Source organism: Roseivivax lentus, assembly GCF_900156805.1.
Taxonomy (GTDB): domain Bacteria; phylum Pseudomonadota; class Alphaproteobacteria; order Rhodobacterales; family Rhodobacteraceae; genus Roseivivax; species Roseivivax lentus.
In genome coordinates, this window is the sequence record NZ_FTOQ01000004.1 from 55157 (window position 1) to 75305 (window position 20149).

Here is a 20149-nt window from a genome sequence, read left to right on the forward strand (position 1 = left end):
CCGATCAGCCGATTCCAGCCACGAGCGGCGGCAATTCGGACAGGTCCGCGATCTCTGCGAAGCGCGGATGATCGGGCGCCTCGGCGGATTCGAAATCCCAAGCATGCTCATGCGGCACGAATACCCCCCAGGCGCCCGCCAGGATCGCCGGGCGCACATCGGACTTCATCGAATTGCCGACCATCATCGTGCCGCGCGCGCCGCCCGGCACCTGTTCGAAGAGCCGCGTGTAGATCTCGGGCGTCTTGTCCGAGACGACCTCCACCGCATCGAAGAGCTCGCCCAGACCCGATTGCGCGACCTTTCGCTCCTGGTGCAGCAGGTCGCCCTTCGTCACCACCATGAGGAAATGCGTCTCGGCGAGCGCGGTCAGCGTCGCCTCCACATGCGGCAGAAGCTCGATCGGATGGGCCAGCATCTCTCGGCCCACCTCCATGATCTCGCGGATCACGGAGCCCGGCACGCGGTGCTCGGTCACCTCCAGCGCGGTCTCGATCATCGACAGGGTGAAGCCCTTCACGCCGAACCCGTAATGGCCGATATTGCGCCGCTCGGCCTCCATCAGGCGCTGGTCCAGCGCCTCGGGTGCTGCGTAATCGCGCAGCAGATCGGCGAATTGCGCCTGCGTCAGCTTGAAGAAGCGCTCGTTGTGCCAAAGCGTGTCGTCGGCATCGAACGCCACCGTTCGCAGCGTCCGCAGGTTTTTCAGTCTCTCTTGCAACGGGAGGGCCTTTTTTTAACCGAAGGCTGGGTTATATACTGCCCACACGATCCCGAGCAATCGAACACGGCATTCCGAACCTGATGAAGACATTGTCCAACAGCGCCAAGCCGATGGTCCTCGCCGCGCGTCCGCCCGGCGGAGATGACGGCGACACGAATGTCGTGATCGAGACGAAGACGCGCACCAAGCGTCCGCCGCTCTACAAGGTTCTGCTGCTGAACGACGACTACACCCCGATGGAATTCGTCGTGCATGTGCTTGAGCGATTCTTCGGCATGAACCACGCCCAGGCGTTCGAGATCATGCTGACCGTGCACAAGAAGGGCCTCGCCGTCGTGGGCGTGTTCAGCCACGAGATCGCCGAGACCAAGGTCGGCCAGGTGATGGATTTCGCCCGCCGCCACCAGCATCCGCTGCAATGCACCATGGAGAAGGAGTGACGCGCGCCGCGTCCCGCCCATGAGCCGCTCCCGCCTCAGCCACGCGATCGAGAGCGGCGTGATTGCGCTGCCCGAAACGGGCCGCATCGCGCTGTTCAACCCGCGCGCCGACAGCGACCTGTCGGCCCTGCCCGGTGATCGCTGCCACGTCATCCAGCGCCATTACCCCGACCATGCCGCGTTGCAGGCGCAGGGCTTCGACTGCGCGGTGGCACCTTCGGGGCCCTATGCCGCCGCCATCGTCACCCTGCCGCGTGCCCGGGCCGAGGCCGACGCCCTGATCGCCGAGGCCGAAGCGGCAGTCGGCAACGGCACGGTCGTCATCGACGGCGCCAAGACGGACGGGGTCGAGGCGGTGCTGAAGGCCGTCCGCGCCCGTGCGCCGCTCACCGCCAACCTGTCCAAGGCCCATGGCAAATGCTTCGCCTTCGAGGCGGGTGGCCATTTCACCGATTGGCGGAATGCAGCGCCCGCGCCCAACCGCGACGGGTTCCTGACCCTGCCCGGCACCTTCTCCGCCGACGGGATCGACCCCGCCTCCGCCCTTCTGGCGGATCACCTGCCCGACGATCTGAAGGGCCGGGTTGCGGATCTGGGCGCGGGCTGGGGCTATCTCTCGCGCCGGCTTCTGGACCGGCCCGGGATCACCACGCTCGACCTCGTCGAGGCCGATCACGCCGCGCTCGAATGCGCCCGGGCGAATCTGGACGATCCGCGGGCGCGGTTCCACTGGGCCGATGCGCGCGACTGGCAGCCCGAAGCCCGGCTCGACGTGGTGGTGACGAACCCGCCCTTCCATACCGGGCGCGCCGCCGATCCGTCGCTGGGGCGGGCCTTTCTGGACGCGGCCGCGCGGATGCTCGCACCGACGGGGCGGCTTTTCGTCGTGGCCAACCGCCAGCTGCCCTACGAGGACACGCTGGCGGCGCGCTTTTCCCGTGTCGAGCAGATCGCAGCGGACAACCGCTTCAAGGTCCTGTTTGCGCAACGTCCGGCTCGAAAGCCGCGGTAAAGCGGGCTAGGGTCGCGCCGCAAACCGCACGAAGCGAGGGATCATGAGCTTTTCCATCGAGGGCAAGACCGCCATCGTGACCGGCGCCGCCAATGGTGTGGGCCTCGCCATCGCCCGGCATTTCGCCGCCAAGGGCGCCAACGTGATGTTCGCCGATATCGACGAGGCGCGCCTCGCAGAAGAGGTCGGCGACAGCGACAAGAGCGAGACCATGCGCTATTTCGCGGGCGACCTGCGCGAGAAGCTGACGCTGGCCAACCTGCTTTCCGCGACGCTCGATGCCTTCGACCGGGTCGATATCCTGGTCAACGGATCGCGCCAGATGATCGAGACCGATCCGATGTCGATGGACGACGACTCGGTCGAGACGCTGCTGAACCAGAACCTGATGACCGCGCTGCGCCTGTCGCAGCTGGTGGCGCGGCGGATGATCAAGCAGGGCAAGGATCAGGAGGAAGGCCAGCTGGGCGCCATCGTGAACCTCTCCTCCATCGCCGCGCGCCGCACCCATCCGCAGCTGATGGGCTACTCGGTCTCCTGCGCCGCGCTCGACCAGATGACCCGCTCGATGGCGGTGGCCCTGGCACCGAAGCGCATCCGGGTGAACGCGCTGGCCTTCGGATCGGTGATGTCGTCGAGCCTGAAGGACACGCTGAAGGAGCATCGCGAATACCGCGGCAATATCGAGGAGCACACGCCGCTTGGCCGCATCGCCGCCGCCGAGGAGCTCGCCGAGGCCGTGCAGTTCCTGTGCTCCGATTCGGCGAAATTCCTGACCGGGCAGATCATGACCGTCGATGGCGGCCGGACCCTGCTCGATCCGGTCACAGCACCCGCGCATTGAGGTGACGCCGGGGCTTGCAGCCCTTCCCCGCCCTTGGCATGACGATGCCGGGACAGGGAGAGACAGATGACCGAAGAGCTGAAAGACGAACGCGCCCGCGCCGCGGCCTGGTTCAGAAGCCTGCGCGACGAGATCGTCGCGGCATTCGAGGACCTCGAGCAAAGCCACGACACCGGCCCCTTTTCGGATGCCGCACCGGCCCGGTTCGACGTGACCGAGACCACCCGCGCCTCCGAGGACGGCACGGATGCCGGCGGCGGGCTGATGAGCGTCCTGCGCGGCGGCCGCGTCTTCGAGAAGGTCGGCGTGAACGTCTCCGAGGTCTACGGCACGCTCGGCGAACGCGCGCAGGCGGCGATGGCCGCGCGCAAGGGCATCCCCGGCATGAAGGACGACCCGCGCTTCTGGGCCTCGGGCATCAGCCTCGTTGCGCATATGCAGAACCCGCAGGTGCCGGCGGTGCACATGAATACGCGGATGTTCTGGACGCCCCATGCCTGGTGGTTCGGCGGCGGTTCGGACCTCAATCCCTGCCTCGAATACGACGAGGACACGGCGCATTTCCACGCCCAGCAGAAGGCGCATCTCGATCCGCATAGCGCGGATCTCTACCCGCGCCTCAAGGCCTGGGCGGACGAGTATTTCTACGTGCCGCACCGCAAGCGCGCGCGCGGCGTCGGCGGCATCTTCATGGACGATCACTGCACCGGCGACTGGGAGGAAGACTTCCGCCTGACCCAGGATATCGGCCGCGCCTTCCTGCCCGCCTACCTGCCGCTGGTGGAAAAGCGCCGGGTGCAGGACTTCACCGAGGCCGACAAGGACGCGCAGCTCGTCCATCGCGGGCTCTACGCGGAATACAACCTCGTCTATGACCGCGGCACCAAGTTCGGCTTGGAAACCGGCCATGACGCGAATGCCGTGCTGATGTCCCTGCCGCCCCTGGCGAAATGGGTCTGAAAACCCGGCCGGCGTGCACGCGGCAAGCGCCGCGGTTGCGTATTTGAAAAGAGGCAAGACCGGGAGGGCGCGCGCTTTTCGTCGCGTGCCCTCTTGGACGAAACGCGACGCGCCCCCCCACGATCGGACCGGAAATACCTCCGGAGAGCGCGAGAGGCAGCGCCTCTCGTCCGGGCGGGCGGGGCTCGATGCCCCGATCGCCCGGCCCGCCCGCTCCGCCCGGCTCCCGCAGATCAGAGTTCGCGCCAGGACCCCGGTGCGAGGCCGTCCAGCGTCCAGTCCCCGACCCGCCAGCGCACCAGCCGCAGACAGGGCAGGCCGACCGCCGCGCACATGCGCCGGACCTGTCGGTTGCGCCCCTCGGTCAGGGTGATCTCGACCCAGGCATCGGGCACGGTCTTGCGGTAGCGCACCGGCGGATCGCGCTCCCACAGCGACGGCGCGGGGATCAGCTGCGCCTCGGCGGGCCGGGTCGGCCCGTCCTTCAGCGTCACGCCGGCGGCCAGCGCCGCGATCTGGTCCGGTGCGGGGGCGCCTTCGACCTGCGCGAGATAGGTTTTGGGGCGCTTGAATTTCGGGCTCGCGATCTGCGCCTGCAGCTTGCCGTCATTGGTCAGGACCAGAAGCCCCTCGCTGTCGCGGTCGAGCCGCCCGGCGGGATAGACATCGGCGATGTCGATGAAATCCGACAGCGTCGCCCGCGCGCCCTCCGCCGTCCCGCCGGTGCCCTTGTCGGTGAATTGCGACAGGCAGCCATAGGGCTTGTTGAACAGGATCACGCGACGACGCGCGGGGCGGGGGCGCAGAGCTTTGCGGGGATTCGGGCTCATGGGGCGGGGCGCCTTGCTTCGAAGAAAGCGCGGAGGAGCGCTTCGGCCTCCGCGCCGCCGATCCCGTCATAGACTTCCGGGACGTGGTGGCATTGCGGATGCGCGAAGACCCGCGCGCCATGGGCCGTGCCGCCCGATTTCGGGTCCGACGCGCCGTAATAGAGCCGCGCAATCCGCGCATGGGCGATGGCGCCCGCGCACATCGCGCAGGGTTCGAGCGTCACGTAGAGATCGCAGCCGGTCAGCCGTTCCGCGCCGAGCGCGCGATGCGCGGCACCGAGCGCCAGCATTTCCGCATGCGCCGTGGCGTCGCGCAGCTCCCGCGTGCGGTTGCCCGCGCGCGCCAGCACCCGCCCGTCCGGGCCCACCACCACCGCGCCCACGGGCACTTCGCCCCGGGCGCCGGCGGCGCGCGCCTCCTCGAGCGCGATCTGCATGTGGCTGCGAAACTTCATATCCGCCTCCTAGCCTGTCCACGCCATGATGGACAGGCCGCGCCGGGCACGCTAGAGGCCCAGGGATGAGCGACACCTCTCCTCCCGGCGACCGCATCGCGAAAGTCCTGGCCCGCGCGGGCCTCGCCTCGCGCCGCGAGGCCGAACGCATGATCCTCGAAGGCCGCGTGGCGGTGAACGGCACGGTGATCGACCGCGCGGCGCTCAACGTCACGAGCGCCGATAAGATCACCGTCGATGGCCGGCCGCTCGACGCGCCCGAGCCGCCGCGGCTCTGGCTCTATCACAAGCCCACGGGCCTCGTGACGACCACGAAAGACGAACAGGGCCGGGCGACGATCTTCGACGACCTGCCCGAGGACATGCCGCGGGTGATGTCCGTGGGCAGGCTCGATCTCAATTCCGAGGGCCTGCTGCTCCTGACCAATGACGGCGGGATCAAGCGGCGGCTGGAGCTGCCCTCGACGGGCTGGCTGCGCCGGTACCGGGTCCGGATCAACGGCCGCCCCACCGACGCCACCTTCGAGCCGCTCCGGAAGGGCCTCGAGGTCGATGGCCGGCGTTTCCAGCCGATGATCGTGACGCTCGACCGTCAGCAGGGCGCCAATGCCTGGGTCACGGTGGGGCTGCGCGAGGGCAAGAACCGCGAGATTCGCCGCGCGATGGAGGATCTGGGCCTCAAGGTGAACCGGCTGATCCGCATTTCCTACGGGCCGTTCCAGCTCGGCCAGCTGAAACTTGGTGCGGTCGAGGAAATCCGCCCGCGGATCCTGCGCGATCAGCTCGGCCTCGAAAAGGAAGAGCCCGCGGCCCCGGCGCCCAAAAAGCCCGGACCTCCGAGGAAAGGCAAATCCGGCGGCAAGTTCGGCGGCCCGGGCCAGCCGGGAAAGCCGGGCCCTGCCGCCCCTGCGGGCGCGCGCAAGACGCGGGTCCGTGGCGGAAAGCGCGCCGCGCCGAAGCGCTGATCGGCCTGCACCGCCGTTAACCATTCATAAAGAGTCCTCAGGAATTCCCGGACGCTGCCGCGTTTTCGCCCGGATTCGCGACGAGGGTCGTGGGCATGTTGTTATCAGTGCTCGCCTTCGGCGCCATCGCCCTGTCCCTCCTCGTGATCCTGCGCAACTGGCGCATGGTAGCGGTCGACACCGCGCAATCGGTGAAATCCGGCATCGTCCGGCTCTGCACGGAAGGCCGGTCGATCTCGAACGCCTCGTTCGGGCTCTTGTGGCTGATGTTCTTCGGATTGTGTTTCGCGTGAGGTCGCCATGACCACCCTGCCTGACCCCCACAAGCCGCGCTTGGATGGCTGTCGCATGACGGCGCTGCTGCCGGTTCTCTTTCTTGCGGCCTCGCCGCTGGTCTTCTGGTTGTTCACCGGATCGCTCGGCGCGGCCCTGGGCGCGGTTTTCCATCTGGGCCTGATCGCGGCGGGTCTTGCCCTGATCGCTTCCGGCGCGCGGATCGAGGCGCGCTATCGCGTCGCCCGCACCGCGCGGCGTCCGCGCGTGCCGCGCAAGCTTTGCGGCGCAGCCATCCTCGGTCTCGCCGCCCTTCTGCTTGCGGCGAGCCAGTTCTCGACCTGGACGATGCCGGTGGCCTTCGGCTTCGCGGGCTTTGCCCTGTCGCTGCTGGCCTTCGGCCTCGATCCGATGCGCGACAAGGGCTTCGACGATCCGGACCTTCTAGCGCGCCACGCCGTGGAACGCAGCCTTGCCGAGTCGGACGCATCGCTGACCGCGCTGGTCGACAGGGTCGCGCGGCTGGACGAGCCCGAACTGACCCTGCGCATGGAGGCCGTCCGCTCGGCGATCCTGCGGCTGGTGCGCGCGCATGTCAGCTGCCCCGAAAGCTTCGCCAGTTTCGAAAAGCCCCTGACCGCCTTCATCAGCATTGCCGATGGCGAGGTGAGCGCGCTGGAGAACGGCTGGCAACAGGACAGCCACCGCGCGGCTCAGCGCTTCTCGCACCGTATCGCGGCGCTGACCGACGGCTTCGAGGCGCGGGCCCGAAAGCGCCGCGCCCGGCAAGATGCCGACACCTACGCCTTCGATGCCGACCTCATTCTCGAACGGATGCGGCAGAACAAGGCGGCCTGAGGGCCCGAAAGGCCCTCTTTTGCCTTTCCATCTGGTAACGGCGGGCGGATTTTCCTAAGTCTTGTGTGTCTTTCCGGGAAAGGGACACGGATGGCTGGGACGGGCCTGCAGAAATTCGCCTTCTTTCTTCTGATCCTCCTGCAACTTGGCGTCGCCGCCGGTATCATCGGGGGGCTCTGAGCCATGGCCCAGCGATTTGGCGGCCGCTACAGCCCCGACAGCGCCGATGACAGCAAGCGGCCGCAGGGACCGTCCTCCACCAACAGCCACGACGCCCCGCCCGCCTATGCGGGCGCGCGGGTCAATCCCGTGGGCGCGCGCGCCAATGCGATGTTCCTGCCTCCCCTCGTCCTCGCGGTCATGGCGCTTGGCGCCGGGGCGACGGGTCTGGTCGCGGGGCTTGCGGGCGCGGGCGCGATGGTCGCGGGCGCGTGGCTGCTGCGCGGCGGCCTGATCGCCGAGGCGGAATACAACAGCCGCAAGATCGCCCGCCGTCCCGCCCTGCCGCGCAAGCTGCTGGCCGCCGGGCTGGCCGCGCTCGGCACCGGGCTCGCGGCGGTGACCCATGGCGGTGGCATCCTCGAGGCCGGGCTCTTCGGTCTGGCGGCGGGTGGTCTGCACATCGCGGCCTTCGGCATCGATCCGATGGCCGGCAAGGGGCTCGAGCATGTCGATGCCTTCCAGCAGGACCGCGTCGCGCGGGTCGTGGACGAGGCCGAGGAATATCTCACGGATATGGGCGCGGCGGCCCGGCGCGCGGGCGACCGCGAGGTCGAGAGCCGGGTGGAGCGGTTCCAGACCACTGCCCGCGCCCTCATCCGCACCGTCGAGGAAGACCCCCGCGACCTGACGGCCGCACGCAAGTATCTGGGCGTCTACCTCATGGGCGCCCGCGATGCGGCGCAGATCTTCGCCGATATCCATGCCCGGTCCCGCGATGCCCGGGCGAAGGCGGATTTCCTGGCGCTGCTCGAAGACCTCGAAACCTCGTTCGGGCAGAAGACGCAGAAGCTCCTGCTCGATGCCAACAGCGATCTCACCATCGAGATCGACGTATTGCGCGACCGGCTGAAACGCGAAGGCGTGACCGTCGGCCGCACCAGTGATGATTAGGGACAAGGAACGCAGTCATGTCGGACAAGACACGCAGTGAAGCCGCCAAGGACGAAGCGGCTCTGAAGGAATTGAGCGAGAAAACTCTGCCCATGCCGAAACCGGCGGACGAGCTCGTGGCCCTCGAGAGCGCAGACGCGCCGGTCGCCGAGGAGATTCGCACCCGGATGGACGAGATCGACATGGCGGATACCAATTCGATCGTCTCCTTCGGGTCGGGCGCGCAGGCGGAGCTGCAGGAAATCAGCCAATCCATGCTGCAGGGCGTGCGCAACAAGGATGTGGGCCCGGCGGGCGACAGCCTGCGCGGCATCGTCACCACGATCCGCGGTTTCTCGGTCTCCGAGCTTGACGTGCGCCGCGAGCGGTCCTGGTGGGAAAAGCTTCTGGGCCGCGCCGCGCCCTTCGCCAAGTTCACCGCGCGTTTCGAGGAGGTGCAGGGCCAGATCGACCGGATCACCGACGAGCTTCTGCGCCACGAGCATGTGCTGATGAAGGACATCAAGTCGCTCGACATGCTCTATGACAAGACGCTGCAATTCTACGACGAGCTGGCGCTCTACATCGCCGCCGGCGAGGCGAAGCTGGCCGAGCTCGACGGCACCGACATCCCCGCCAAGGAGGCCGAGGTCTCCGCCGCGCCCGAGGGCGACCAGGTGATGAAGGCGCAGGAATTGCGCGACCTGCGCGCCGCGCGCGACGACCTCGAGCGCCGGGTCCACGATCTGAAGCTCACGCGGCAGGTCACGATGCAATCCCTGCCCTCGATCCGGCTGGTGCAGGAAAACGACAAGTCGCTGGTGACCAAGATCAACTCGACGCTCGTCAACACCGTGCCGCTCTGGGAGACGCAGCTGGCGCAAGCGGTGACGATCCAGCGCTCGACCGAAGCGGCCGCAGCCGTGCGCGAGGCCAATGACCTGACGAACGAGCTTCTGACCTCGAACGCCGAGAACCTGCGCGCGTCCAACAAGATCGTCCGGGAGGAGATGGAGCGCGGCGTCTTCGACATCGAGGCCGTGAAGAAGGCCAATGCGGATCTCATCGGCACCATCCAGGAAAGCCTGCAGATCGCCGACGAGGGCAAGGCCCGCCGCGCGGCGGCCGAGGAGGAGATGAAGAAGATGGAGGCCGAATTGCGCGACACGCTCGCCTCGGCCAAGGCCCGCCGCGACCGGACCGGCGACAACGCCGGAACCGCGGTCCCCGGACGCTGAGACGCCAGGTGGGGTCCTTGCGGACAACCGGGATCGCGGCCATCTGCGCCGCGCTCGCCCTGTCGGGCTGCGCCATGTTGCAGCCCGATCCGGGCCCGCCCGGCGTGCCCCCGCAGGCCCGCCCCGAACGTCCCGCGCCACCGCCGCCCGCGCCTCGCGCGCCCTCCGCGCGGAGTCTCGAACTGGCCGCCTATTTCGCCCGCGTCGAACGCGACCTCGTGGGTCAGGGCCTGTTGCGCACCGATGGCGGCGGGGTGGACACACCCTTCACCGACACCCAGCTCGCGCGGAATTTCGAACGCATCGCGCTGGCCGAGGAATACCGCCGCGGCGCCGGGCTGCAGGCCTCGGCGGGCGATCTCGGCCCGGTCAAGAAATGGACCCAGCCGGTGCGCGTGCAGGCGGAATTCGGCGCCTCGGTAAGTGACGAGCAACGCGCGCGCGAAGAGGCGGAGCTTGCCCGCTACGTCACGCGGCTCGCACGGGTGACCGGCCATCCGATCACCATGAGCGACGCCGATCCCAATTTCCACGTCCTGTTCATGTCCGAGGATGACAGCGCGGCGCTCGCGCCCCGGATCAAGACGCTGGTGCCCGATATCGACCCGGCCTCGCTGGCGGTGTTCGAGAACCTGCCGCGCGCGATCCATTGCCTCGTGATCGCCTTCGCGGAGGATGCGGGCGGCTACGCCTATGGCGAGGCGATCGCGGTGATCCGCGCCGAGCATCCCGGCCTTCTGATGAAATCCTGCATCCACGAAGAGGTGGCGCAGGGCTTGGGTCTCGCCAATGACAGCCCGCAGGCGCGCCCCTCGATCTTCAACGATGACGACGAGTTCGCGCTGCTGACGACCCATGACGAGCTCTTGCTGAAAATCCTCTACGATCCCGCGCTGCGCCCCGGCATGTCCGCCGATGCGGCCCGCCCCATCGTCCGCCGGATCGCCGCCGAGCTGACGGGCGAGCAGATCGCCAGCGCCTTGCCCAATTGACATCTTCGACCGTTACGGAGTGCCCCCGATGCCCATTTTCGATTTCCTGTCCGGCCAGTTCATCGACGTCATCCACTGGACCGACGACACCCGCGACACCATGGTCTGGCGGTTCGAGCGCGAGGGCCACGAGATCAAGTACGGCGCCAAGCTGACGGTGCGCGAAGGACAGGCGGCCGTTTTCGTGCATGAGGGCCAGCTCGCGGATGTCTTCCCGCCCGGGCTCTACATGCTCGAGACGAACAACATGCCGATCATGACCTCGCTGCAGCACTGGGATCACGGCTTCAAGTCGCCCTTCAAGTCCGAGATCTACTACGTCTCGACCGCGCGCTTCACCGACCTCAAATGGGGCACCAAGAACCCGGTGATGCTGCGCGATCCGGAGTTCGGCCCCGTGCGTCTGCGCGCCTACGGCACCTACGCGATCAAGGTCACCGATCCGGGGCTTTTCCTCACCGAGATCGTCGGCACCGACGGCGAGTTCACCCGCGACGAGATCAGCTACCAGATCCGCAACATCATCGTGCAGGAAGTGTCGCGCACGCTGGCCTCCTCGGGGATCCCGGTGCTCGACATGGCGGCGAACACCGCCGATCTGGGCAAGCTCGTCGCCGCCGAGGTGTCGAAGACGCTGGCCACCTACGGGCTCGTGATGCCCGAGATGTATATAGAGAACATCTCCCTGCCGCCGGCGGTGGAAAAGGCGCTCGATGCGCGGACCTCGCGCGGGATCGCGGGCAATCTCGACGATCACATGAAGTGGCGCGCCGCCGAGGCCCTGGCCGAAAGCGGCGGTGCCGCAGGCTCGGCCATGGGCATGGGCATGGGGGCCGGGCTCGGCATGCAGATGGCGGGCCGGGTCGGCCCCTGGGGCGCGGCACCCGCCGCGGCTGCCGCTCCGACGCAGGCCATGGCGCCGCCGCCCCCGCCCGTCGAACATGTCTGGCACATTGCCGAGAACGGCGCGACGAAAGGCCCGTTCAGCCGGGCGCGGCTGGGGCGAATGGCCAGCGAGGGCGGGCTGACCCGCGACACCTTCGTCTGGACCCAGGGCCAGGACGGCTGGAAGCGCGCCGAGGACGTGACCGAGCTGGCGCAGCTCTTCACCGTCATGCCGCCCCCGCCGCCGCCGGGGGTCTAACACCGCATTCCGGGGTGCCGGGGGCGCCCGGGCTTTGCGCCCCGGGACCGCACCCGATCACGACCCGATGTCGCAGGGCTTGAAACCCCGTGGCCGCGCGCGACGTGTATACGCCATGAGCCTCGCCGATCCATCCTCCCCCGCGCCGCTGCGCCACCGTCTTCACGACGCCCTGCCCGCCCGCCGCACTTGGTTGAAGGCGTTGCACGGGATGATGATCCCCCTCTTCGTGTGGTTCATGCTGGTGCAGCCGCGGGACGTGGTGCCGCTTGGCCCGGTGGCCTTCCAGTTCCACTCGATCCTCGGGCTCATCTTTGTCACGGGGGCGGTGCTCTGGAGCGCGGATTACCTCCGTCGGGGGCTTGCGGGACGGCCCGGGCCGAAGCTGTCGCCGCGGCTTCGCAGCTTCCACGGGCTCCTGCACAAGACGCTGATCTGGGGCATGGCCTTCGTCGCGATCTCGGGCTTCCTGCTGGGCCTCACGAGCCATGTGCTGCTGAAGGCCGGGGGCGTGCTGCCCATCGCGCCGCCGCTCGGCCTGCCGCTGCCCAACAAGATCATCGGCTGGCTGCACACTTACCAGTTCTACGCCCTGGGCGTCGTGGCGATGGTGCATGCGGGCTTTCACACCTGGCGGCACGTGCGGCTTCGGGACAATGCGCTCCGGATCATGGCGCCAAAGGGGCTGCATCGCTTTCTCTGACGCTCTGGACGGTTGAACCCCGCCGCGCCCGCGCGCAAAGTGCGCAGCATGCAGCCCGACACCCGGACCATAGAGACCGCGCATCGCTTCCCCTGCGAAAACTGCGGCTCCGACATGCGCTTCGCCCCCGAGGCCGGAGCGCTTGTCTGCGATCATTGCGGCCATACGGAGGACATCGCCGAGGCGGGACCGTGGGAAGGCGGCATCCGCGAGCTGGATTTCGCGCAGGCGATGAACAACCTGCTGCCCCTGCAGGACATGGAGACGACGCGGGTTTCGCATTGTCCCTCCTGCGGTGCGGATGTGGAGTTCGATCCCGACACGCACGCCGCGGAATGCCCGTTCTGCGCCACGCCGGTGGTCGCCGATACCGGGGAGAACCGCCATATCAAGCCGCGCGGCGTGCTGCCCTTCGTCCTCGACGAGGCCGCAGCGCGCGATGCCATGACCGATTGGCTGGGCAGCCTGTGGTTCGCGCCCAACGGCCTGAAGGACTATGCCCGTAAGGGCCGCCGCCTGCAGGGCATCTACGTGCCCTACTGGACCTTCGATGCGGACACCAAGTCGGCCTATGCGGGCGAGCGCGGCACGATCTACTACGAGACCCGCATGGTCCGCCGCAATGGCAAGATGCAGGCCCAGCAGGTCCAGAAAATCCGCTGGCGCCCGGCCTCGGGGCGGGTGGCGCGGTTCTTCGACGACGTTCTGGTGCTGGCCTCCACCTCGCTGCCCAAGCGCTACACCGACGCGCTGCCGCCCTGGGACCTGTCCGCGCTGGAGCCCTACCGGCCGGAATTCGTCGCGGGCTTCCGCGCCGAGGCCTATACCGTCGAGCTCGACCAGGGCTTCACCGAGGCGCGCGGCATCATGGACCGCCAGATCCTGCGCGACGTGAAGTTCGATATCGGCGGCGACCGCCAGCGGGTGCACCGGGTCGACACGGAGGTGGACGCGGTGACCTTCAAGCATGTGCTGCTGCCCGTCTGGCTGGCCGCCTACAAGTTCCGCGGGACCTCCTATCGCTTCGTGGTCAACGGGCAGACCGGGCGGGTGCAGGGCGAACGGCCCTATTCGGCGTGGAAGATCGCCATCGCGGTTCTTCTGGGCCTGATCGTCGCCGCCGCGGTGGGATACGGCGTGGCGATGAACCAATGAGCCTTGCCCCGGCATGGCCCGCCGGGATAGTTAGCGCAAACACCAGCCGAGACGGAAAAGGGGGGATGCCATGATCCTGTGCTGCGGAGAGGCCCTGATCGACATGCTGCCGCGCGAAAGCCGCGACGGCGAGCCCGCCTTCGCCCCCTATCCGGGCGGTGCGGTCTTCAACACCGCCATCGCGCTGGGGCGTCTCGGCGCGCCGGTCGGTTTCTTCAGCGGGCTGTCCACCGACCTTTTCGGCGACATGCTGGTGAACGAGCTGGGCAAGTCCCGCGTCGACACCAAGCTTGCCGCGAAAAGCGACCGGCCCACCACGCTGGCCTTCGTCACGCTGACGGACGGGCATGCGAAATACGCCTTCTACGACGAGAACACCGCCGGGCGCCTCTTGTCCGAGGCCGATCTGCCCGATCTGGACGCGGCCACGCAGGCGATCTTCTTCGGCGGGATCAGCCTTGTCGGCGAACCTGCCGCGGATGCCTATGCCGCGCTCTGTGCCCGGTCGGCAGGCCAACGGCTGGTGATGATCGACCCCAATGTGCGCCCCGGTTTTATCCGCGACGAGGCGGCCTATCGCGCGCGGCTCGCCGCGATGCTCGACGGGGCCGACGTGGTCAAGGTGTCGGACGAGGATCTCGACTGGCTGGGCGAAAGCGCCGAGAGCCTTCTGGCGCGGGGCATCGCGCTCGTCCTGATCACCCGCGGCGCCGAGGGCGTGGACGTCATCGCGCAGGACGGATCGATGCGCGTGGCCGCCGAGAAAGCCAATGTCGTCGATACGGTCGGCGCGGGGGACACGTTCAACGCGGGCTTTCTGGCCGGGCTCTCGCGGGCCTATCTTTTGTCGCGCGATGCCTTCCGGGCCGCCGATCTGTCGCAGCTGGAACCAGCGGTGCAGCTGGGCGCGAAGGCCGCCGCGATCACCGTGTCCCGCGCGGGCGCGAACCCGCCCTGGGACCACGAATTGTGAGGGCGCTGCTGCAGCGCGTCACCGAAGCCCGCGTCGAGGTGGGCGGCGCCGTGGTGGGCGAGATCGGCCCCGGGCTTCTGATCCTCGTCTGCGCGATGCAGGGCGACGACGATGCCATGGCCGAAAGGCTCGCGGCCAAGGTCGCCAAGCTGCGCATGTTCCGCGACGCGGAGGGCAAGACCAACCTGTCGCTGACCGATACCGGCGGCGCCGCCCTCGTGGTGAGCCAGTTCACGCTGGCCGCCAATACGCGGCGCGGCAATCGGCCGGGCTTTTCCAGACCCGCGCCTCCCGACGAAGGCGAGCGCCTCTATCACCATTTCGCCGCCGCGTTGCAGGCGGCGTCGATCCGCGTCGCCACGGGCCGTTTCGGGGCGGAGATGCAGGTGCATCTGGTCAATGACGGTCCGATGACCATCTGGCTCGACACCGCCGAATAGCCGCGACCGGCGCATGTGCACAGAATCGGGCAGCCCGGTCGCAAAACCCCTCCTGCGGCAAAGGCAATGCGGAAACGGACGCGGCGGGAAGAAATCCGCGAAAGACATGCGCACCCGATCTGGTGCCTCGCGTGCCTTTGCCCCTGCATGTGGGGGCCGCGCGACAAAGCGCGCAAAAGGGCGTACCAAAGCGATGACACCCATATCGGAATGTTCTTGTGGATAAGTCCGTGGGAAACCCGTCTCAGGGTTCGCGCAGCGCGTCCTTCGCCTTGTAAAGCGGCTTGAGCAGGTATTGCAGGACAGTCTTCTGCCCCGTCATCAGCTCGACCTGGGCCTGCATGCCCGGCCGCAGCGCGATCCGTGTCTGCCGTTCGGTCATGGCGGCGGTGTCGAGGCGCACGGTCACCTTGTAATGCGCCTCCCTATTCGGGTCGCGCTCATCCTCGAACGTGTCCGCCGAGACGACCTGCACCACGCCGCGCAGCGATCCCCAGATGGTGTAGTCGTAGGCCGAGAGTTTCACCGTCGCCATCTGTCCCGGCCGGACATTGGCGATGTTCTCGGGCGCGACGCGGGCCTCCACCAGCGCGGCTTCCTCGCGCGGGATGATCTGCAGAATTTCCTCGCCCGGGCGCACGACGCCGCCGATGGTCGTGACCGACAGCTTGTTCACCACCCCGTCCATCGGGCTGACCAGCACGGTCCGGTCGAGCTGGTCGCGCGCGGCGTTCATGCCCTGGCGCAGGGTGGCGAGTTCGCGCAGCGTCTTGGAATGCTCCTCGGCGCGGGTCAGCGCGGTCTGGGTGACGATCTCGTCGTGCTGGATGCGCGCATCGGCATGGGTCTTGCGGGCGCGGGTCACCTCGATCAGCGAGACCACGTTCTTGGCGTAGAGATCCTCCATCAGCTTCTTCTCGGCGGAGGCCTGTTCGAGCACGCGGCGCGCGCCCTCGGTGCGGCTGCGGTAATCGGCCTGCCGCGCTGCCAGAAGCTGCCGTTCGGAGCGCGCCATGTCGGGATTGGACCGTTCCAGATCGGCGGGAAGCGCCAGATCGCCGGCATCTGCCAGTTCCGCCTCAAGCCGCAGGCGCCGGATCTCCAGCGCGGTGATCTGATCCGAAAGATCGGTCACCGAGGCGCGGTATTCCGTGCCGTGCAGCCGCGCCAGCACGTCGCCCTGGCGCACCGCGTCGCCCTCGGCGACCAGAAGCTCGGCGAGGATGCCGCCTTCGAGGTTCTGGATGATCTGCGGCCGCGAGGAAGAGACCAGCGCCCCGTCGGCACGCACGATCTCGTCGATCCAGGCGAAGGAGGCCCAGAGGATGAAGGTCCAGACCGCGCCTGCGCAGAGCCAGATGATGAGCGACGGGCCGCGCCCGCGATCCTGCAATTGCCGCGCGATCTCGGTGCTGGTCATCGCCATGTCAGGGCCCTCCCTTGGCGGTGCGCGTCAGATGCGCGAGGACATCCTCGCGCGGGCCGTCGACCGCGACGCGTCCCTGCGCGAGGATCATCACCCGCGGGGCCAGTTGCAGGATCGGCACCCGGTGGGTAGCGATCACCGCCGTCCGCCCATCGAGCCAGGTGGCGAGGCGCGACATCAGCGTGGCCTCCAGCGTCTGATCGAGCGCGGCGGTCGGCTCGTCGAGAAGGCAGATATCGGGGTCCTGCAGCCAGAGCCGCGCCCAGCCCATGGATTGCCGCTGGCCGACCGAAAGGCCCGAGCCGCCATCGCCGATCCGCAGATCGAGCCCCTCGGGATGGGCCTTCACGAATTGACCGAGGCCGGCGAAATCGAGCGCGGCATAGAGACGGTCGTCATCGGTCTCGAGCCGCGTGAGATTGAGGTTGTCGCGCAGACTGCCCTGAAACAGGCGCACATCCTGCCCCAGATACCCGATTCCGCGCCTGAGGTCGGCGGGGTCGATCTGCGCCATCTCTACGCCATCGAGCAGGATACGCCCCTCGGCGGGTGCGTAGAGCCCTGACAGCACGCGCAGGAGCGTCGACTTGCCCGACCCGTTCGCACCGAGGATCGCCATGGTCTGCCCGGCATTGATGCCGAGTGCCGCGATATCGAGCGCGGGCGCGCCTGCGCCGTAGCGGTAACTCACGCCTTTCAGCTCGAAGCGGCCCTGCAGCCGGTCGCGGCGCAGATAGCTCCGCCCCGGCGCGCGGTCCTGCGGGGCCTCGGCCACGGTGTCGAGCATGCTCAGCGCGGTCTTGACGTTGGACCACCGCGCGAGGATGCCAGAAAGTTGCGTCAGGGGCGCCAGCGTGCGCGAGGTCAGGATGCCGGTGGCGATGATCGCGCCCACGGTGAACTCGCCCGCGAAAACAAGATAGGTGCCCGCGATTACGGCGCAGACATAGGTCGCCTGCTGCACGCCCTGCGCCCAGATCGTCAGGTTCGCCGAGAGCCGCCGCTGTTCGGAGGATTTCAGCGATTGCACCGCGACGAGCTCTTCCCAGAGCCGGGCGAAACGGCCCTCGGCGCGGGCGCCCTTCAGGGTATCGAGCTCGCTCACCACCTCCTGCAGCAGGCGCGATTGCTTGACGCCCGCGCCCTGCATCTCTTCGGTCAGGCGCATCATGCGGCGCTGCAGGAAAAGCCCCGGCACCACCATCAGGAGCGCGCCCGCGACCAGCACCCAGACGACGCTGCCCGCGATCGAGGTAACGAGAACCAGGAACAATAGGATGAACGGGACATCGGCGAGCGCGCCCACGGTCGAGGCGGTGAAAAACTCGCGCACCGCACCGAATTCGCGCATCGCCGAGAAAAGCTGCGCGGGATTCTGCGCCGCCTGTTCCGAACGCATGCCCAGAAGGCGGCTCATCAGTGTTTTCTGCACACCCAGCTCGATCTGCCGCCCGGCCCCGTCGAGAAGCTGCCCGCGCGCGGATTTGAGCGCGCATTCGAGCATCAGCGCCAGCCCCGCGCCCGCCGCCAGAACCCAGAGCGTCGCCACGGATTGATGCGGGATCACCCGGTCGTAGACCTGCAGCGAGAAGAGCGCGACCGCCACGGCCAGCATGTTCGCGACGAAGGAACCCAGCGCGATCTCCGCGAAGGGCCGCTTGAAGCGGGCGAACTCGCCCCAGAACCAATGGCGTGTCTCGGACCGCGCCGCGTGGCTGTCGGACAGGCGCGCGACCGGCGCTTCGGCGCTCACATATTGTCCGGTGTAGTAGGATGTGAAGTCGCCCCGCGGCACATCAACCTGCCGGTCCGGGGCGTCCGCCTCGTAGAGCGTGACCGCGCGGTCGGTGACGCCGAGGATCAGCACGACCTGTCCGGATGTCATCAGGGCCAGCGCTGGCAGGGCGCGCGGATCGGGCGATCCGGCCCGCGTCTCGGCCAGCAATCCCGCGGCCTCGCAGCCCGCCCGAAGCGCGTCGGTGCCGTAGCTCTCGGTCGGGCCCGCACGGCGCTGCAGGGCCTCCGCGATATCCGCGCGGGCGGGTTCCAGCCCGCGCTGCTGCGCCAGAAGCCGGATCAGATCGGCCCGCGCCCGCGCCTTGTCGGAAAGCGGATGCGCGCGTCCGGGCATGTTGGCGGCAACTTCCGGCCCGGCGGCGATCAGCGCGTCGCGCGCGCGCCCGGCCAGGGCCACGACGCGGGCGGCGGTGGCGGTCATATGGCCGCCCCGTCGGCCAGAACGCCGCGAAGCCGCGCCAGCGCGACCTCGGCCCGGGCGTGGTCATATTTCAGCCGCAGCGCGCGGGCGGTGGCGTCAGCGAAGGTCTCGTAGACGCCGACCACCTCCATGACCCGCCGCTGGCCGCCTTCATATTGCCGCTGAAAGAGGTCGAGCGTGGTCTTGGCCTGCCGCGCGAGGTCCTGCGCCTCCGCCACCTGCCGCTCGAGCGCGGCGATCTCGCGCAGGAGCCCCGCCTCCTCGCGCGCCGCCTCCTCGCGCGCGGCAAGGATGCGTTCCTCGGCGGCGGTGATGCTGGCCTCGGTGGCCTTCAGCGCAGCACCCGTCCCGATCCCGACGCCGTTCGGCAACGCCGCGGTCAGCCCGCCCTGCCCGCTGCGCGCGCTCGCCTCGAAGCCGAGACCCGGCAGGAACCCCGACCGGGCGATCCGCGCCTCGGCCTCGGTCTTGTCACGGTCGGCCCGGGCCATCAGAACGCCGAGCGGCGTCGCGTCGGCCACAGGGCCCGACAGCGTCCCGATGCCCCGGATGTTGCCCGCCCCGTCCGCCATCTGCGCAAGCTCGGCCTCGGCGCGGGCGGCATCCTCGGTCGCGCGGTCGCGGTCGGCGGCGATATCGGCAAGTTTCTGGCGCAGCACCACGAGGTCGGAACGGTTCGAGACACCGCCCTTGACCCGTTCGGACATCACCCATTCGAAATGCGCCATGTCCTTGTGCGCGGCGGCGAAATGCGTCGCGGTCTCGCGCCCCTCGGCGGCGCGGATCTGCAGGCGAAGCGCGTCGGCGACGCGGGCATTGGTGCTGTCTGAGAGCCGCACGGCTGCGCGTTCGACCTCGGCGCGGGCAAGGTCGCGCTCGGCCCGTTTGCGGCCGTTGTCGAACAGGACCTGGTTGAGCACCAGATCGGCCACCACATCGCCCAGCGCGCTGAGCGACACGGTCGGCCCGAGCGTCGGCAGCCAGTTCCAGTCGGCCGCGCGGGCGCGCAATTGCGCCACTTCCAGTTCCGCCGCCTCGACCCGCGCACCCGACGCGAGGACACGGCCCGCGATCTCGGCATAGGGCGAGCCGGGCTCGAGGACCGAGCGGCGCGTCGCGAGTTCGGCGATGATCGGAGAGGCGGCGTCGGATCGGTCGCGATCCTGAGCGCCGGTCGCGCTGGTCCCGTCGGTTTCTGGGGCGAGACGGCGCATCGCCGCATCGGGGCCGGTGGCAAAGCGCGTCGTGAGGTCCGACAGGCCCGACATCCCGGGCATGGCCGGGAACGGCGTGCCGCCGCAGCCCGCAAGGCCCAGAAGCGCCCCGCCCAGAATGATCGCCGTCGCACTCGCCCGCATCTCGTTCCTGCCCCTTCCTGCCCGCGAGACACGGCGCGCCCGTCGCGCC

At 68.6% G+C, this 20149-nt stretch carries 21 protein-coding genes; 15 read left to right on the top strand and 6 right to left on the bottom strand.

Features of this window, described 5'->3' with window-relative positions:
* Positions 1–4: 4 nt before the first annotated feature.
* Positions 5–691 carry an HAD family hydrolase gene (locus tag BW990_RS08955; RefSeq protein ID WP_407690132.1) on the bottom strand — a complete coding sequence of 229 codons (687 nt, stop codon included), beginning with the start codon at positions 689–691 and terminating at the stop codon, positions 5–7.
* A gap of 143 nt (positions 692–834) precedes the next feature.
* Here BW990_RS08955 and clpS point away from each other — a divergent pair, with 143 nt between their 5' ends.
* The 4 genes from clpS (at position 835) to hemF (ending at position 3980) form a co-directional block, all read left to right on the top strand.
* On the top strand, positions 835–1164 hold the full coding sequence (gene clpS, locus BW990_RS08960; protein WP_083950546.1) for an ATP-dependent Clp protease adapter ClpS: 330 nt from the start codon (positions 835–837) through the stop codon (positions 1162–1164).
* Between the two features lie 19 nt (positions 1165–1183).
* Complete coding sequence (locus BW990_RS08965; RefSeq protein WP_076447284.1) at positions 1184–2176, top strand: class I SAM-dependent methyltransferase; 993 nt, start codon at positions 1184–1186, stop codon at positions 2174–2176.
* 43 nt (positions 2177–2219) lie between these two features.
* Positions 2220–3020, top strand: a complete 801-nt coding sequence (locus tag BW990_RS08970; protein ID WP_076447287.1) for an SDR family NAD(P)-dependent oxidoreductase — start codon at positions 2220–2222, stop codon at positions 3018–3020.
* Between the two features lie 66 nt (positions 3021–3086).
* On the top strand, positions 3087–3980 hold the full coding sequence (hemF, locus tag BW990_RS08975; protein ID WP_076447290.1) for an oxygen-dependent coproporphyrinogen oxidase: 894 nt from the start codon (positions 3087–3089) through the stop codon (positions 3978–3980).
* Between the two features lie 233 nt (positions 3981–4213).
* Here the strand turns inward: hemF and BW990_RS08980 are convergent, their stop codons facing one another.
* Complete coding sequence (locus BW990_RS08980; protein WP_076447293.1) at positions 4214–4810, bottom strand: pseudouridine synthase; 597 nt, start codon at positions 4808–4810, stop codon at positions 4214–4216.
* Positions 4807–5265, bottom strand: coding sequence for a nucleoside deaminase (locus BW990_RS08985; RefSeq protein ID WP_076447296.1), 459 nt, complete (start codon positions 5263–5265; stop codon positions 4807–4809). The genes BW990_RS08980 and BW990_RS08985 overlap by 4 nt, the downstream gene beginning before the upstream one ends.
* A gap of 65 nt (positions 5266–5330) precedes the next feature.
* Between BW990_RS08985 and BW990_RS08990 the strand changes: the two genes are divergently transcribed.
* The 11 genes from BW990_RS08990 to dtd all read left to right on the top strand — a co-directional run bounded on the left by BW990_RS08990 (position 5331) and on the right by dtd (position 15098).
* Positions 5331–6230: a pseudouridine synthase gene (locus BW990_RS08990; RefSeq protein ID WP_076447299.1), complete on the top strand. Its 900-nt coding sequence runs from the start codon at positions 5331–5333 to the stop codon at positions 6228–6230.
* A 95-nt stretch (positions 6231–6325) separates the two neighbouring features.
* Positions 6326–6523: a hypothetical protein gene (locus BW990_RS08995; RefSeq protein ID WP_143526128.1), complete on the top strand. Its 198-nt coding sequence runs from the start codon at positions 6326–6328 to the stop codon at positions 6521–6523.
* A 55-nt stretch (positions 6524–6578) separates the two neighbouring features.
* Positions 6579–7361 (top strand): hypothetical protein, encoded by a 783-nt coding sequence (locus BW990_RS09000; RefSeq protein ID WP_076447305.1) that lies wholly within the window; start codon positions 6579–6581, stop codon positions 7359–7361.
* A 183-nt stretch (positions 7362–7544) separates the two neighbouring features.
* A complete protein-coding gene (locus BW990_RS09005; RefSeq protein WP_076447308.1) occupies positions 7545–8474 on the top strand; it encodes a 5-bromo-4-chloroindolyl phosphate hydrolysis family protein in 930 nt (309 codons plus the stop codon).
* A 17-nt stretch (positions 8475–8491) separates the two neighbouring features.
* On the top strand, positions 8492–9691 hold the full coding sequence (locus tag BW990_RS09010) for a toxic anion resistance protein (RefSeq protein WP_076447311.1): 1200 nt from the start codon (positions 8492–8494) through the stop codon (positions 9689–9691).
* A gap of 74 nt (positions 9692–9765) precedes the next feature.
* Positions 9766–10683 carry a DUF2927 domain-containing protein gene (locus tag BW990_RS09015; protein WP_076447975.1) on the top strand — a complete coding sequence of 306 codons (918 nt, stop codon included), beginning with the start codon at positions 9766–9768 and terminating at the stop codon, positions 10681–10683.
* 28 nt (positions 10684–10711) lie between these two features.
* Positions 10712–11827, top strand: a complete 1116-nt coding sequence (locus BW990_RS09020) for an SPFH domain-containing protein (RefSeq protein WP_076447314.1) — start codon at positions 10712–10714, stop codon at positions 11825–11827.
* A gap of 115 nt (positions 11828–11942) precedes the next feature.
* A complete protein-coding gene (locus BW990_RS09025; RefSeq protein ID WP_200798039.1) occupies positions 11943–12530 on the top strand; it encodes a cytochrome b/b6 domain-containing protein in 588 nt (195 codons plus the stop codon).
* A 48-nt stretch (positions 12531–12578) separates the two neighbouring features.
* A complete protein-coding gene (locus tag BW990_RS09030; RefSeq protein WP_076447976.1) occupies positions 12579–13685 on the top strand; it encodes a TFIIB-type zinc finger domain-containing protein in 1107 nt (368 codons plus the stop codon).
* Between the two features lie 70 nt (positions 13686–13755).
* Complete coding sequence (locus BW990_RS09035; RefSeq protein WP_076447320.1) at positions 13756–14658, top strand: carbohydrate kinase family protein; 903 nt, start codon at positions 13756–13758, stop codon at positions 14656–14658.
* Positions 14655–15098, top strand: coding sequence for a D-aminoacyl-tRNA deacylase (gene dtd / locus BW990_RS09040; RefSeq protein ID WP_076447323.1), 444 nt, complete (start codon positions 14655–14657; stop codon positions 15096–15098). Before BW990_RS09035 ends, dtd begins: the two co-directional genes overlap by 4 nt.
* Before the next feature lie 244 nt (positions 15099–15342).
* Here the strand turns inward: dtd and BW990_RS09045 are convergent, their stop codons facing one another.
* The 3 genes from BW990_RS09045 to BW990_RS09055 are packed head-to-tail and all read right to left on the bottom strand — an operon-like array spanning position 15343 to position 20100.
* The gene (locus BW990_RS09045) at positions 15343–16524 is read right to left on the bottom strand and encodes an HlyD family efflux transporter periplasmic adaptor subunit (protein ID WP_076447326.1); all 1182 of its coding nucleotides are present in this window, start codon (positions 16522–16524) and stop codon (positions 15343–15345) included.
* A 1-nt stretch (position 16525) separates the two neighbouring features.
* A complete protein-coding gene (locus tag BW990_RS09050; protein WP_076447329.1) occupies positions 16526–18742 on the bottom strand; it encodes an ATP-binding cassette domain-containing protein in 2217 nt (738 codons plus the stop codon).
* Entirely contained in the window at positions 18739–20100 is a 1362-nt protein-coding gene (locus BW990_RS09055) for a TolC family protein (RefSeq protein WP_076447332.1), read from the bottom strand. Before BW990_RS09055 ends, BW990_RS09050 begins: the two co-directional genes overlap by 4 nt.
* Positions 20101–20149: the final 49 nt, after the last annotated feature.